This is a genomic window from Methanobrevibacter ruminantium M1 (genome assembly GCF_000024185.1).
Taxonomy (GTDB): Archaea; Methanobacteriota; Methanobacteria; order Methanobacteriales; family Methanobacteriaceae; genus Methanobrevibacter; species Methanobrevibacter ruminantium.
Map to the genome: position 1 here is coordinate 1,584,586 of NC_013790.1, position 15,012 is coordinate 1,599,597.

A 15,012-nucleotide genomic window follows, 5' to 3' on the forward strand; every position below is an offset into this window, starting at 1 on the left:
AACCATAAAATCTGCCTTAAAAAGTACAATTTAAACAGTTAAATCTGCTTAGCCTTTGTCAAGTCCTTTAAATCATCCTTATCATTATCGATATCATTATCTATGTCATCATCATCATCAGTGTCATTGTGGACAGCATTTGAAAAGCCTGAAGCGAACTCATCTAATGGGATTTCAACGATTAATGCAAGACCATCTCCAGCATTAATATTCTCTCCAGTAATGGTCAATGTGTCTCCAGACCACTTGCCTTCAGCACTGCCGCTTGGAACAAGCTCGTAATCAAGCTCCTTCTTTTCAGGGAAATGGACGTTTGCTTCAATCTCCTCTAAGTCAACCTCCCAATCTTCTCCCAATAGATAATAGTTCAATACTGCATTGTCTCCCTTTACATCAAGGAGATCGCTCATGTAGTACTTATAATGGACTGTAACATCTGTACCAGGGTCGATCTTTTCGGTTTTATCCTTATCCTTATAGAGATAGACCTTAGCCTCTATTTGAGAGTCGTCATCATTACCCTCCAGTTCATAATATGCGCCATCAACGTCTACAGCAAAATCTTCCATGTTAAAGTTATTGATTGGAATGTACCTATAGACGCCATTCATGGTCTTATAAAAATGGTAGGTGATTGCCTCATCCACAAAGACTAATCCGTCATCCTGGATTACCATATCTATTTTGGCATTGGTTAAAGAATAATCCTCTGCAGATGCTGCTGCAATTGAACTGAGTAGGATTATGCTTAAGGCAAGGACCATTAGGGCTTTTTGTTTTGAGTTCATTTTTCCTCTCCTAAAAAAAATAACTATCCAATGAGTTTAAAGTTATTGAATAGTTTTGATTTTTTATAATTAGAATTCGACTTTAGGTACAGATCTAGCTTCACCTGCAGCTTCAAAGAAGTCAGCTTCCTTGAATCCGAAGAGGCCTGCAATCAAATTGCTTGGGAAGGTTTGGCATTTGTTATTGTACATCAATACAGTGTCATTATAGAACTGTCTTGAATATGCAATCTTGTCTTCGCTTTCAGCTAATTGAGCTTGCAATTCCTTGAAGTTTTCATTGGCTTTAAGCTCAGGATAGTTTTCAGCAACTGCAAATAAGGTCTTTAAGGTGTTTGTTAATTGGTTGTTAGCTTCACCGATTTCCTTAACTCCGTTTGCATTCATCAATCCTGCCCTTGCAGCAGTGACATCTTCAAATACAGATTTTTCATGACCGGCATAGCCTTTTACAGTTTCTACTAAGTTAGGAATTAAATCTGCTCTTCTGTTTAATTGGACATCAATTTGAGCCCATGCATTCTTTACCTTGTTTCTTGCAGTCACAAGGCCATTATAGAGAGCTACGATTATTCCTGCGATTATTAAAATAATACCAAGTATTATTATGACTAAAATAAAAGTACTCATATTATCACAACGTATTTTTTTTTATTTATAATCCTTAAATCCTTTAAAAATAAATTCAATATCTAAAAATATTATTTTTTGGACTTAATTACTATAATGCTATATATGAATTATCTATATATTTATTTTTTATGATTTAAATCGATAAAATAGATTATTTTTTTAATAGGTTTACTATTCATTATTTATAGTTAATTTAAAAAAATATGATTTTTTAATTGTTATTATTTTTTAATTATATTTTGTTTTAAGTTGATTGAATTGTTTTTAACTAGTTAAATTAATTTTCATAGGAATTAAAAATAGTGTGAAATATTTGATTAGAAAAAGGTATGGTTAAAAAAAAAGAATAAATAGTTGGATAAGAACCAACCGAGATAAAAATAATTGAATTTGAAAGAAGAAAAAACAGACGGATTAGACCCAACCGAGATAAAAATAATTGAATTTGAAAGAAGAAAAAACAGGAGGATTAGACCAAGTGAGATAAAAATTTTGGTCCAGCTTTTGCGGAGCGAAGGGCCGGAAAAGGTGGAGTTAAAAGGCTCCTCCGCCCCCTCCTCCAGATCCGCCTCCGATTCCTCCGATTCCACCGGAGCTAGAGCTGTCTGCTGAGATAATATTATTGACGGTAACAAATGAATTGTCAAGACTCCTGATTCCACCAATATGATAGAATACAAAGAGATCATTTGAACTGAAATTGCTGCCATCTGCCAATCCATCATAGACTTCCATCTTCATGGACTTATAGACCTTATCCGCTACCCCTAAGGCTGTAGCATATACAAGATACTCATTCCATATTGCAACAGATTCCGGAGGGTGCTCCTTGATTAGGGAAAAGTCCTTTAGATACTTTTCAAATCTTTTCCACTTTTGCTGATACTCCCTTCCCTCTTTAGTGTATTGTCCACCAATGCTTGAAGGGAGATAGAAACAGATTACCCCTACAAAAATCAATATTAGTCCCAATACCAGAGGTATCCAGCTGCCGGTTAAAAGAAGTCCAATGATTCCTGTAAATCCTGCAACTAATGCAATCCATTTGAATTTGCCTATCAAATCGCTTCCCTTTGTATTGAAGTATCTGCTTAAAACATCATCCGGCAAGTAGTCAACCTTAAAGTTACTGACCCATCTGTTGAATGCCCTGTTGAAGTGATATGCCTCATTCCTATTGGAGAGCTGCTGCTGCATATAAAGGAAATTGATCTTTCCGTTCTGCTCATACCTTCTAAGGATGTCTATCAATTCCATTTCAAAGTCCTTAAGGCCATCGGTTGACTTTACAGTAAGAAGGGACACAGGTCTTTTCTTATTTGTATATGCTATTTCCATTCCAAGCTTGTCTCTGTTAATGAGATCCATTATTGTGGCTTGGAAACCTTTCTTATCAACCTTTCCAACATCCTTACTCAATCCACTCATCATTGCATTTACAAAGGCTGGAGAGTCATCTGTTGGAGGCTCATGCTCATATATGGCATCACTTGACACCTTTGGCTCCCTGCCGTATTTGAGATATATGCCTAAAGGCGTGAGGATAAGAATGCCATATATAACGTTTAATAGATTGCCAATGGTGTTAAAGTATTGCTGCTTTTTTTGAAAATCCTCTTGCTGCTTTTTGACCTCATCAGAGGCATCATGATTGTAATGTAGAGCATAATCTGCATCAAAATCAAATTCACCTAATGGAATGAGAACTCTTGCTTCCACATAATCTCCCTTAGGAATGTCTGAGCCCTTTACATATAGTGTGTCTCCTGAGAAGCTTGATTCTGTCTTTCCGGAATCGTCATTAATCCAATATTCAATCTCCTCATCATTTGGGAATGTGACCTTTGCGTTTAGATGCTCAACTCCTTGGTCCCATTCCTCACCCCAGAGCTTGTATTCTAGGAGTCCTGTATCTCTGAATAGCTTTACAACATTTTCCATATAATAGTCAAGCTTTAGAGTGACTGTAGAGCCTTCGCTTACTCCGTAATCAGTTAAATCCTTATCCTTATATAAGTATACCCTTACTTCCTTTTCCCCTGAACGGTTAATGATATTATATTCAAAGTATGAGCCGTCAACATCCACTGTCAGATAGCTCATCTTCTCATCTGCCTTTAGGGGTATGACCCTATAGACACCATGTCCGTCGCTTTTGAAAAGATATGTTATGTTTTCGCTGACATGCAATATCCCATTGTCTTCCACATCCAAGTGGACATCTGCATTTGTGATTTTATAATCCACTGCAGATGCTGCTGAAATGCTTGTTAAAACAATAGCGAGTAGAATGAGGATTGCTAATGTTTTTTGCTTATTGTTCATTTTAGTTCACCTGTTCCATAGTTATTTGTTAAAAAGCAGGATTAGACCAAACAGAGATAAAAATTTTGGTCCAGCTTTTGCGGAGCGAAGGGCCGGAAAAGGTGGAGTTAGAAAGCACCTCCACCCCCACCTCCAGAGCCTCCGCCTACTCCGTCAGAGCCTCCGCTATCAGAGTCAAGGGTTGTGCTAACTGCACTGAAAGAATCCCCAATCAAGTCAAGTCCGTTGCCATCGCAGAAGACAAATACATCATTGTCCCTATATGTTTCGTCATTCAATCCGTCATAGAAGTTTATCTTCATGGTGTTTGAGACCTTATCCGCCACCCCTAATGCTGTAGCATAGACAAGATACTTGTTCCAGACTGCAACGGATTCCGGAGGGTATTCCTCCATCATTGAAAAGTCCTTAAGGTATTTCTTGAAGTTGTTCCATCTTTCCTTGAATATCTTTCCCTTCTTTGTGTAATGTCCTGCAAATGCTGAAGGTATGCATATGAGGACAGATGAGAGTATAAATAGAGCAATTACCCAAGGTAAAGGTTCCATTTGATTGAACATCAAGCAATATAAGAAAAGAATAACGCTTAGAATCAATCCGCCATATGCGAAAAACTTAAATAATTTGCTTCCCTTATCTTCAAAGTATTCTGCCTTGATGTCATCTGTAAGGTAATTGCTATAAAGAAGGTGTCCCCAGCTGTTGAATCTGCCTCTGAAATATCTTGCCTCTGACTTGCTGTATAATGAGAGTTCCATATGTTTTAAGTCTATTCTGCCATCTTCTTCATACCTTCTGAGGATGCTGATTAGGTCTGATTCATAATCTGCCAGGCCATCTGTTGATTTTGCCACAAGATATGTCCTTTGCTTGTTCTTTTCATTGATTTCAGTTTCAACAGATAGCTTTCCCCTATTTATCAGGTCCATGATTGTTGCCTGGAATGCCTTTGTATCCACTAGCCCGACGTCCCTAAAGGTTCCGCCCATTATTGCATTTACAAAGAATGGAGGATCATCTGTTGGAGGCTCATGCTCATAGATGCTGTCAAGGGTCACTTTTGGCTCCCTTCCGTATTTCAGGTATATTGCAACCGGAAGGATGAATGCGATGATTACAAAGATTTTTATCAGTATGTTGACTATCTGAATTAGGGAATACTTCAAATCGAATGAGTCGTTTTTAATCGCTTCCAATCCGTCAGAATCAATATGCTGAGCATATTTTGCATCAGCGTCCAATTCATCTAATGGAATTATGACAGTTGCTTTCGCAGGCTGGCTATTGGTCATATGAAAATGGTCCTCATCCCATTGGGCACTGCTTTCGCCCTCTTTAGGAATTATGAAGTATTCATGCTCCTGAGTGCCTGGGAACTTGATTCTTATATGGGCCATTCCTAAAGAAACCCCATTAAAATCTGTTTTATTGATTTGGTAAGTGAATGCCCCTACGTCATTATAGACCTTTACGGCATTTTCAATATCATATTCGACTTCCACATCAAGAAGATATGTGCCTGTGCTTTCAGAGTCATAATCATAATCTGAAGACTTAGGATGTATGACTAGCTCATCTAGAGTGTCCCCTTTCTTGAGGTCATAGGCAACCAAGAGATCGTTGACCCTAATATGGATATTTTCAATGCTTGCATTGGTGCCATGATAGAGGGGAAGGCTTATTTCAGACTCTGGAGATACCATTTGATATGTAAAGCTTTCGTTGACGTGAACCAAACCGTTTTCGTTTACGTTCATATGCACATAATCCATATAGCTTCCTTTATAGTCGCTTGCTGAAATGGCAGACATTAGAAGTATTGAGAGTATGAGCATGATAATTGCTTTTTGTTTAAGATTCATTTTCTTAACCCCTATTAAATATAAAATTATTATAAAAGATTCAATTATCTTCTTCTAAAATTAGTATAATCCTATATTTAATAGTCATATATATTTATTCTTTATGATTTAAATCGATAAGATGAGTTATTTTTTAAAAAAAGTAACTATAATTAATTTATATTAAAAATAAATATGCAAAATATTTTTATATATTCATATTATTAACTAGGTTAAAAATATGAAAAAAAGACCAAACCTTAAGATTTAATCATGAAATAAAAGATATATGAGAGAATATTTTAAAAAAATTTAAATTATATGAAAAATAAACTAAATTTTATAGGATTTGTTGAAAATACGTTTAATTAAATATTTTTTTATTTAATCATTTCAACAAGACCGAATTCTTAAATTATAAAGGAGGAAAAAAATGAAACTCAAATATTTTGCCGTATGTCTTTTTGTCTTGATATTGGCTGCAGGCATTTCAGCTGCTTATGCAACTGATGTGGATTTTGAAGGCGGCCACAGCTTCACCATGCCAGACGGCTATGAGATTGTTGAAGGACAAAACACTACCGAAGACATTATCATGGAAAAGAATGGGGACAATAGGATTGTTTTCCAATACTGGATAGATGAATATGAGGACCTTAAAAACATTGAAGAAAACTATAATTTTGGAGACATCATTAAAGCAGTAATGGAAGATGCAGTAATAGGAAATGAAGAAAACTACACCTTTGAAGACTATGATGTAACTCAAATTGACTATAAAGTACAAGGCATTCAATGTTACTCCTATATCCTTGATAATGGTAAGGAAGGTTATGTCATTCACCATATAGCTAAAGAAGACTTAAAAGACTTAAATGACCCAGATAACGTCATTGGAGATCTTGTTAAAAGTATTAAATAGCTATTGAATTTTTTTAATTTTTAATTTTTTTTAACTTTTTTTCTTTTAAATTATTTTTTTTTATTTTATTTACTTTAAGCTCTTTTTAAACAATAAACCATTATTAATCTCTTTTTAATCAATAAAACCCTTATTAATTTCATTAAAACTCCTTTTAATCAATAAACTATGAATTACATTAACTCTTTTTAATCAATGAACATTTAATTCAAGTATTTTAAAAGCTGTTCATATTATAAATTATGTGTATTAATATTTACTTGATAAGCATAAAAACAATAATTAACACTTAAAAAAAAGGACAAATAATATAAAAAGACAAAGAGAATAATGGAATTCTAAGTAAAAATAGCAATATAAAACATAAAATAAGAAAAACAGAAATAATGCCATATAAAACATAAAATAAGAAAAATAAGATAAAAATAATAAAAGAAAAAGGAAAATAAAAAAATAAAAAAAAGACATTTAAAATATTATAGAATTAAAGATCTTGTTTGAAAAAAGTAAAAAAGAATAAAGTTAAATTAAAAATTTAACTGTTAAATCTATTTAATAATTTCTTCAAGAAGGGTGTCGTCTGTTACAGTAACAGTGACTAAGTCACCATCTTCTGCATAGAAGAATACAGTGAATGTGTCTCCGCCTTCGTTGGAAGTGGTTATGTAACCGTCATGACCGTTAATGGTCTTTGGTTCACCTAAATTCATTTGTTCAAGCATATCGTCAGTTAAGTCAGTTGGATAATCTCCAATTAAGAAAAGGATTGCATCGGTAGCGCCTTTTTCATAACCTTCTTGATATACCTTATAGTCTATACTTCCGCTTGATCTTGTTTCACCATCTAAGGTGTAATTTTCTGCTTTAACATATCCGTCTGGAATGTTAAATTCAATTCCTTTAATAGTAGTTGTCTTGGCATCGCTATCTTCAGCAGCAGTGTCTTGATCGTCATTTCCTCCAAGGAAACCTAAATCAAGAGCGCTAACAGATCCTACTGCAACGATAGCTAAAAGAGCCAAAGCTACAATAACAAATATTTTTTTATTATCCATTATTTCTCTCCTAAATTAATCATCAAAAATATGATGTTAATAATATTTATTTTCTTATCAATAATTAAACGTTTCTATTTTATTTTAGCAAAGATAAAAAGAATATGCGAATAATTAAACGTTTCTATTTTATTTTAGCAAAGATAAAAAGAAAGCATTCATGTGAATAATTAAACGTTTCTATTTTATTTTAGCAAAAAACAAAAGGAAGGTAATTGTTTTATTTATTTAACTACCTCCTCAAGTATGCTTTCATCTGAAACAGTAACAAAACCTAAATTACCATCATCCACAAAACTGAACATTGTAAATCCGTCTTCAGAATTTATATAACCTTTTCGACCGTTAATGGTTTTTTCATCCCCTTTAGTCAGTATTTTTAAAATATAGTCTTCCATATCATCCTGATAATCTGAAGTATAGAGCTCTAGTGAATCCCCATCATCGTTTTCATAATACTGGCTGTTTACAATGTATTCATCATCACCATCATGTAGAGTTTCATTTACTATAGTGTAGTTATCTACTATTTCATATCCCTCTGGGATATTGAATTCAATTCCTCCAAGAGTAGTGGTTTGCTTGTCATCTCCTCCAAAGAAATTTAAATCAAAAGCACTGACTGATCCTACTGCTACGATAGCTATAATGGCTAAAGCTGCAATGGCAAATATTTTTTTATTGTTCATGAATATCTCCTCATATAATCATCAAATTGATTTAAAAATAATAAAAAAAGCAAGAATAAAATAAAAAAAGATAAAAATGTAAAAAGAAAATAAACTATTCAAACTATTTGATTATGCTTTCAAGGGCACTTTCATCTGAAACGGTTACTGTAACCAATTCACCATCTTTAGCAAAAGAGAATACAGTGTATACATCATCGGAAGTTATAAAACCTTCTTGGCCGTTAATGGTTTTTTCATCACCAACTTTCATTGCGGAAAGCATTTCATTGGTGATATCAGTATCATAATGTCCAACTAAGAACAATAGTTCCTCACCGTCGGAGTTTCCATAGCCTTCCTGATTTACAATGTATTCATTGCCTCCGCTGCTGGTTCTAGTTTGATTTTCTATAGTGTATGTATCATTTATCTCATATCCCTCTGGGATATTGAATTCAATTCCTCCTACAGTAGTGGTTGAGCTGTCGTCTCCTCCAAGGAAATTTAAGTCAAAAGCACTTACTGAGCCTACTGCAACGATAGCGAGAATAGCTAAGGCTGCTAGAATAGTTAGTTTTTTAGCATTCATTTTTTTCACTCCTTAATTAATCATTTAAACAATGATTTAATAATATATTGGCCTTATAAACTATTAAAACTTTCTATAATTTTCAATTCTTTGATGAAATTTGGTTATTTCATTCAGTTATTTTAAAGATATATGTTTAAATGGTAGGATTAATCTAAAAAAATTATCATTTTGTATGATTTTAAAAAAATATTTTTCATATCTTTATTCAGATAATTAAGCGCCTAAATTTAGAAAATAAGCAGATTATTTATTTCTTAAGGAATATAAACAGATTGGAAGTGCCATTAGAGTAATGAATGCAGAGATATAATAAATAGGAGCATATCCACTTGTAGCACTTACAAAGCATCCAAGCAAAGCAGGACCGAATCCTATAGTGCTGTCACAGAATATGAAGAAAGTGGAAATAGCATAAGGACGGCGGTCGATTGAGCAATTCCTTGTAACGATTGTTGTGCATGCTGAATTCAAGGTTCCAAAACCTAAAGCCGCACATACAGCACAGATATAAATTGTTATGTCAGATGGAGCATAAGCTATAAGGAAGAGTCCTATTGACTGTGCAACTATGCCTATTACACAGATGATCTTATCCCCATTTTTATCCTGAATCTTACCTGCAATTGGCCTTGATGCAACTAGGATGACTGAATAGATTAAAAAGAAAATTGAGAATGGGCCAACCAGGTCCAGTTCCACTGCATAAAGCCTATAGAATGAGAGTATGGACACATATCCAAGTGCAGTCAATGCTGTAAATAGGGAGACGGGGATAGCATCTATTTCAAATATCTTTTCAATGAAGCTTCTTTTTTCCTTTTGTTTTTTGATTGGGTTTGCATCTATAGATTCTGTGCCTACTGATTCAGCATCAGATAAAATATCTTCATTATTTATCTTTTCATCTGGATGATACCTTTCTATATCAAGGAAAAAGACACAGACCAATGCTATGAATGAGAATACAGTAGCTAGAAGAAAGCTGCCGAAAGAGCCCCAGATATCATAGAAGAATCCGCTGATATATGGACCTAATCCTACAGCGATAGTGGTTCCAAGCATAAAGTATCCGAAAGCCTCTCCAAAGCGTTTTTTAGGAAGAATTGAACTTGCAATAGTCACTATTGCATTTGCTGAAGCTCCAAATCCAAGGCCATGGATGAATCTGACTAAAATAAGCAATTCGACATTGTCGACAAAGAAGTACAATATGCATGCTAAAAAGTGAATTGAAAGGAATATTAGGGCTAAGGTCTTCCAATCCTTCTTTTCCAATGCATTTGCTGAATATATTCTTGAACAAAGCCCACCGAATACATATATTCCAGATACAAGACCTGCAATAGTTGCAGTGGAACCCATAGAGCTGGCATACTCTGTTACAGTGGACATCAATGCATACATTACAAGGGCTGTAAAGAGCAAAGCTCCAAAAATAAGACAAAATGACTTTGTTAATATTTTTTCATCATTATCAGACTGATTTTCTGTTATATTCATGCTTGCACTTCTGATTTATATTTTTTATATACTTATAATTTAAATTTCTATAAATATTAAATTTTCTTTTTGTTTTAATGGGAATTTTATTTTTAATTGGGCAAAAAACTGCCTTTAATGGATTAAAAGAGTACATAATAGTATCTAAAACACATTAGATTTTACAAAACTAAAAAAATAAAAAAGTATCTAAAATACATTAGATTTTACAAAACTGAAAAAAATAAAAAAAGTATCTAAAACACATTAGATTTTGAAAAGTATTAAAATTCAATATTATGTGAAAAATAGAAAAATTAGAACGAGTATTTAAAATTAAAGAAAAATAAAGAGTTAAATAAAAAAAGAATTAGATTTGAATAAAAAGAATAAAAAATAGAATGAATTTAACCCCCATAGGAGCTAAAAACATATTAAAATTTAATTTAATAATTAATTAAGCATTGTCTTCATTGCTTCCTCTTGGATTCAAGTGAGACAATATAAAGCTTAGAATAAGAACTGCAACGATTATAATTATATCAACCATTATCTCAAATGTCTTTGCAGTTGTGAATAAAGTAAATATTCCATATGCCCAGATAACGAATAGCACAACCGGCAATAGGTATTTGATTATAAACTTCCAAATTTTTCCTACCTTTAATATGCCGTTTTCATTTAAAACTGGAATGAAATGATCTATTCCATAAACCCAAGCAAATATTATGCACTGAACTCCTATAAGCAGGAGGATTCCGAATTGATTTACAAATGAATCGATTACTCCAACAAGATAACTGCTTATTCCAGTTGTAAGAAGTATTGAGAATGCGCATCCTATAATTGAAAGGATAGTGGCTGTCCTCTTACGGCTTAGATTAAACTTGGAACTTGCTGAGCTTAGCATAGGCTCGAAGAAGCCTAAAGCGGAAGTGATTCCAGCAAATAGAATTGCTAAAAACAAGAGAGGTGCCAATACTCTTCCTACCGTACCCATGACATTGAATATCATTGGGAAAACAATAAATACAAGCCCTGTTCCTTCTGTAACCAATTTGTTTAAGGCCATTCCAGAATTCAATGACATGTATCCCAATATGGAAAAGACTCCAAATGCTGTGAATATTTCAAACAATGAATTTGAGGCGACAACTATCAATACATTGTCAGTGAGCCTTGAGGACTCTGGAAGATAGCTTGCATATGTAAGGGCGATTGCCTGCCCCATGCTTAATGAGAAGATGATCTGTGCAAATGCTGCAAGCCAGATATTGACATCAAGAAGCATTCTCCAGTTAGGACGAAGCAATGCATCAATTCCTATCATATGTCCTGGCAATGTGATTGAATAGAATACGATTATTCCCATGATGACAAAAAGGGATGGGATCAATACTTTTGAAACCTTTCCTATTCCCTTGTCAACATCCCTATGGGATATAAACCATAATACAATCCACATAAGGACTACGCATATGGTTGTAGGAATTAAAAAGATTCCCCCCTTTGCCAAATCTGCACTGCCTCCAACTGTATTTGTAAAGTAAGCTGCAGTGTCCACTCCCCAGCCAAATGTAAAGCTGGTCAGCAGATATACCATATCCCAACTCAGTATGACCATATAATAAATTACAACTATAAATACAAAAAGAATCAGTATCCAGGCTACTATTTCAAGCCTTCCATCTATTTTCTTTAAGATATTCGTGAACGAATCCTTAAAGCTGAATCCAACACCATATTCAAGTATTAAAAAAGGAATTCCCATGATTGCTATTGCTACAAAATAAGGAATGAAGAATGATCCTCCTCCGTTAGAGTATAGTACATAGCTGAAACGCCATATGTTTCCAAGCCCTACAGCTGCTCCAATCATAGCAAATATAAATGAAAGGGAACTATCCCATTGTGCTTTCTCTCCCATATTAACTTATCCTATTTATATTGCTTATAGTTTTATTAGATAAGATATAAAAATTTATCTTAATAATTTTAAGTTTCAAGTTAAATTAGGGAGAACTTTTAAATGGGATAGTTTTGCTTTTTTAATTAAGTTTTCAAATGTTCTTTTTAATAAAATAAGTTTCAAATGCCTGATTTAGCAAAATTAAGTTTTAAAACAGTTTCAAATGTTCGAATAAGCAAAATTAAGTTTTAAATAGTATTAAATGTTCGAATAAGCAAATTTAAGTTTTAAAACAGTTTCAAATGTTGGAATAAGCAAAATTAAATCCTATTTACTTCAAATGTTCGTTATTAACTAGCCATAAGCATGAAACACTTTTATTGTCTTCATATTTCCCTCTTCCTTGGAACAGGTAATTATGAAGTTCTCACCTCTATCATCTTCATAGGAGTCGATGTTTTCAACCTTCAAACCTGAAACGTCTGTATCAAATGTCTCAGCAATGAGATTCAATAATCCTTCTTCAGTATATTCCCTTGAAGTCTTTAAACAACAGTTATAAGTCATAAAATTCCTCCTTAAGCAATTTCAAATACTCTAATACAATCTTCCTCAGTGGAATCAATTAATACAATTCTAATGGTAGGCTCTACACTAGACTCTCCTAAAGAAATATTAATGATTTCCATTTCAGACACATCTATGCCATATAATAGCCTTAATCTTCTTAACATTATCTCTTCAAACTTTTCTTTAGCTTCTTCATTCGGATATTCCATATCTTTCATTTTCTACCTCCAAATTTATCAGGAACTTAGACGATTTAAAAAACTTTTTAAGATCTTTTAAAAATCTGAAAAAGGATAGTTAATTGATAACAAAATTAAAATAAAAAATCAATATTAATTTTTTAAATCCAATCTAAAGTCCATATAATTAGTCATATTTTAAATGTAGTATATAAATTAGTAGGTTAATCCTAAAAAAGGTAGTTTAAGCCCCATCAATATTGTAGCGAAATTAAAACAATATTTACTTCATCTCGTAAAATTGATGTGAAAGTGTGAAATTGATTTGAAAATGTAAAATTGATATGAAAATGTAAAATTGATGTGAAAGTGTGAAATTGATGTGAAAGTAATAAATTGTTACGAAATCAAAACAATTTTGACTTGAAATCGAAAACATAGCAGAACCAATATAATAGGAAAATAATAATTAAAAAGTAAAAATAGAAATTAAAAAGTAAAAATGAAGTTAAAAAATAAAAATAGAAGTTATAAATAAGTAAAAAATTAAAAATTAGGTTTAAAAAACCTAATAAGATGAAATCAAATGACTAATCTGATCAGTTGTAATAATTCCCTCAAGGCATAGGTCATCATTGACCACAGGCAAGCAGGAAATGTCAAACTTCTTCATCTGTCTTGAAATGTATTCAATAGAGTCAGTAGACTTACAATATCTGACATCCTTAGTCATAACATCCTCTAAAAGCTTGCAGTCCTTTGCAATGGACTTGGATAAGTCCCATGCAGTGACTATTCCAAGCAGCTTATCATTCTCATCCACTACAGGAAGGTGAGTGACCTGATTGTCAAACATTATGTTAGCAGCATCCTTTATTGTGGAATTGATGTCAATGGTTGGAACATCAGTTTTCATAAGGTCGTCAACCACATTCTCAGAGAGGAAATTGTTTAAAAGGAAGTTCATCTGACCGTTTTCCAAAAGGAATGCGTCATGTCCGTAATCTGATTTTACTTCATTATAGCTCACTTCAACCCCAAGGGTCTGAAGGGCTGTAAGCAAGTCCTTAGACTGGTCTACAGGATATAGCCAATCAGAATCTACAGCTATAATCTGGAACTTGGCCTTTACATTCTTCAATCCGTCAGGCAATGAGCCATCAACAGACAGATCAAAGTAATCAACCGCCTTTGTAATGTATAAATATGAATTAGCGTCAAAACGCTTTACAAAACTTTCCCCTTGGTGGTGAAGATAGCTTTCCACCTGGAAATCAAGGGTAAAGTCATAGCTTAGCTGATCCTTATCCTGCAATTCCCTTCCAAACTTGATATACATTGATTCATCACTAAGATATGTGATGTGGCCAATCATACGGGCTACAGCCAAACCAGAACGAGGAGTTCTGTTCTTTCCATAGTACTGTCCATTGTTCCAGAACGGATCTGAAATGATGGACTGCCTTCCTACCTCATTAAAGGCAATCTGCTGAGGGGAAGACCTAGCTGTTGTGGCGATTATGCTTGCCTTTTTCATCATATTAGGATATGAGACTGTCCATTGCAAGGCTTGCATTCCACCCATTGAACCTCCAACTACAGCATGGAGCTTTTCTATTCCCAAATGTTCAATCAGCTTCTTTTGAGCATGAACCATATCCTCTATTGTAATGATTGGAAAGTCAAGCGCATATTCCTCATTGGTTTTTGGATTGATTGATGCAGGACCGGTAGAACCCTTACATCCACCTAAAACATTGGAGCAGATTACAAAATACTTGTCAGTATCCAATGCCTTTCCAGGGCCTATCACTATCTCCCACCAGCCAGGCTTTGTAGCGTTCTTATGCCAGCCTGCAGCATGGGCGTCCCCAGTGAGTGCGTGACATACAAGAATGGCGTTGGTCTTTGCAGTATTTAATTCCCCGTAGGTTTCATAAGCAAGTTCCACATTTTCTAGAGTCTTTCCTGAACTTAATTTTAATTTATCATTGATGGCAAATGTCTTAGTTTCAACTCTACCTACAGAATGTTGCTTCATTTAAGTC

At 33.8% G+C, this 15,012-nt stretch carries 13 protein-coding genes; 1 reads left to right on the plus strand and 12 read right to left on the minus strand.

All coding sequences use genetic code 11. From position 1 onward, the window contains the following. Positions 1–38 precede the first annotated feature (38 nt). The 4 genes from MRU_RS05970 to MRU_RS05985 form a co-directional block, all read right to left on the minus strand. Positions 39–788 carry a DUF2207 domain-containing protein gene (locus MRU_RS05970; protein ID WP_012955992.1) on the minus strand — a complete coding sequence of 250 codons (750 nt, stop codon included), beginning with the start codon at positions 786–788 and terminating at the stop codon, positions 39–41. 69 nt (positions 789–857) lie between these two features. Continuing rightward, positions 858–1,418 carry a LemA family protein gene (locus MRU_RS05975; RefSeq protein ID WP_012955993.1) on the minus strand — a complete coding sequence of 187 codons (561 nt, stop codon included), beginning with the start codon at positions 1,416–1,418 and terminating at the stop codon, positions 858–860. Positions 1,419–1,955: 537 nt separating this feature from the next. After that, positions 1,956–3,746 (minus strand): DUF2207 domain-containing protein, encoded by a 1,791-nt coding sequence (locus MRU_RS05980; protein ID WP_012955994.1) that lies wholly within the window; start codon positions 3,744–3,746, stop codon positions 1,956–1,958. Between the two features lie 107 nt (positions 3,747–3,853). Beyond that, a complete protein-coding gene (locus MRU_RS05985; protein ID WP_012955995.1) occupies positions 3,854–5,608 on the minus strand; it encodes a DUF2207 domain-containing protein in 1,755 nt (584 codons plus the stop codon). 412 nt (positions 5,609–6,020) lie between these two features. Between MRU_RS05985 and MRU_RS05990 the strand changes: the two genes are divergently transcribed. Then, positions 6,021–6,509 (plus strand): hypothetical protein, encoded by a 489-nt coding sequence (locus MRU_RS05990; RefSeq protein ID WP_012955996.1) that lies wholly within the window; start codon positions 6,021–6,023, stop codon positions 6,507–6,509. 548 nt (positions 6,510–7,057) lie between these two features. Here the strand turns inward: MRU_RS05990 and MRU_RS05995 are convergent. The 8 genes from MRU_RS05995 to metX all read right to left on the minus strand — a co-directional run bounded on the left by MRU_RS05995 (position 7,058) and on the right by metX (position 15,005). Beyond that, entirely contained in the window at positions 7,058–7,564 is a 507-nt protein-coding gene (locus tag MRU_RS05995; RefSeq protein WP_012955997.1) for a hypothetical protein, read from the minus strand. 224 nt (positions 7,565–7,788) lie between these two features. After that, a complete protein-coding gene (locus MRU_RS06000; RefSeq protein WP_012955998.1) occupies positions 7,789–8,253 on the minus strand; it encodes a hypothetical protein in 465 nt (154 codons plus the stop codon). A 103-nt stretch (positions 8,254–8,356) separates the two neighbouring features. Beyond that, on the minus strand, positions 8,357–8,824 hold the full coding sequence (locus MRU_RS06005; RefSeq protein ID WP_012955999.1) for a hypothetical protein: 468 nt from the start codon (positions 8,822–8,824) through the stop codon (positions 8,357–8,359). A gap of 246 nt (positions 8,825–9,070) precedes the next feature. Continuing rightward, positions 9,071–10,327: an MFS transporter gene (locus MRU_RS06010; protein WP_012956000.1), complete on the minus strand. Its 1,257-nt coding sequence runs from the start codon at positions 10,325–10,327 to the stop codon at positions 9,071–9,073. A 436-nt stretch (positions 10,328–10,763) separates the two neighbouring features. Beyond that, complete coding sequence (locus tag MRU_RS06015; protein ID WP_012956001.1) at positions 10,764–12,233, minus strand: sodium-dependent transporter; 1,470 nt, start codon at positions 12,231–12,233, stop codon at positions 10,764–10,766. 336 nt (positions 12,234–12,569) lie between these two features. Then, a complete protein-coding gene (locus MRU_RS06020) occupies positions 12,570–12,782 on the minus strand; it encodes a hypothetical protein (RefSeq protein ID WP_012956002.1) in 213 nt (70 codons plus the stop codon). Between the two features lie 11 nt (positions 12,783–12,793). After that, complete coding sequence (locus MRU_RS06025) at positions 12,794–13,003, minus strand: hypothetical protein (RefSeq protein ID WP_012956003.1); 210 nt, start codon at positions 13,001–13,003, stop codon at positions 12,794–12,796. Positions 13,004–13,532: 529 nt separating this feature from the next. Beyond that, the gene (metX, locus tag MRU_RS06030; RefSeq protein WP_012956004.1) at positions 13,533–15,005 is read right to left on the minus strand and encodes a homoserine O-acetyltransferase MetX; all 1,473 of its coding nucleotides are present in this window, start codon (positions 15,003–15,005) and stop codon (positions 13,533–13,535) included. Positions 15,006–15,012: the final 7 nt, after the last annotated feature.

Bases quoted from the DNA above. Each gene is read 5' to 3' on its own strand.
- MRU_RS06010 (WP_012956000.1), bottom strand. From the start codon at position 10,327: ATGAATATAACAGAAAATCAGTCTGATAATGATGAAAAAATATTAACA.
- MRU_RS05990 (WP_012955996.1), top strand. From the start codon at position 6,021: ATGAAACTCAAATATTTTGCCGTATGTCTTTTTGTCTTGATATTGGCT.
- MRU_RS05985 (WP_012955995.1), bottom strand. From the start codon at position 5,608: ATGAATCTTAAACAAAAAGCAATTATCATGCTCATACTCTCAATACTT.
- MRU_RS06000 (WP_012955998.1), bottom strand. From the start codon at position 8,253: ATGAACAATAAAAAAATATTTGCCATTGCAGCTTTAGCCATTATAGCT.
- MRU_RS06020 (WP_012956002.1), bottom strand. From the start codon at position 12,782: ATGACTTATAACTGTTGTTTAAAGACTTCAAGGGAATATACTGAAGAA.
- MRU_RS06015 (WP_012956001.1), bottom strand. From the start codon at position 12,233: ATGGGAGAGAAAGCACAATGGGATAGTTCCCTTTCATTTATATTTGCT.
- MRU_RS06005 (WP_012955999.1), bottom strand. From the start codon at position 8,824: ATGAATGCTAAAAAACTAACTATTCTAGCAGCCTTAGCTATTCTCGCT.
- MRU_RS05975 (WP_012955993.1), bottom strand. From the start codon at position 1,418: ATGAGTACTTTTATTTTAGTCATAATAATACTTGGTATTATTTTAATA.
- metX (WP_012956004.1), bottom strand. From the start codon at position 15,005: ATGAAGCAACATTCTGTAGGTAGAGTTGAAACTAAGACATTTGCCATC.
- MRU_RS05995 (WP_012955997.1), bottom strand. From the start codon at position 7,564: ATGGATAATAAAAAAATATTTGTTATTGTAGCTTTGGCTCTTTTAGCT.
- MRU_RS05980 (WP_012955994.1), bottom strand. From the start codon at position 3,746: ATGAACAATAAGCAAAAAACATTAGCAATCCTCATTCTACTCGCTATT.
- MRU_RS06025 (WP_012956003.1), bottom strand. From the start codon at position 13,003: ATGAAAGATATGGAATATCCGAATGAAGAAGCTAAAGAAAAGTTTGAA.
- MRU_RS05970 (WP_012955992.1), bottom strand. From the start codon at position 788: ATGAACTCAAAACAAAAAGCCCTAATGGTCCTTGCCTTAAGCATAATC.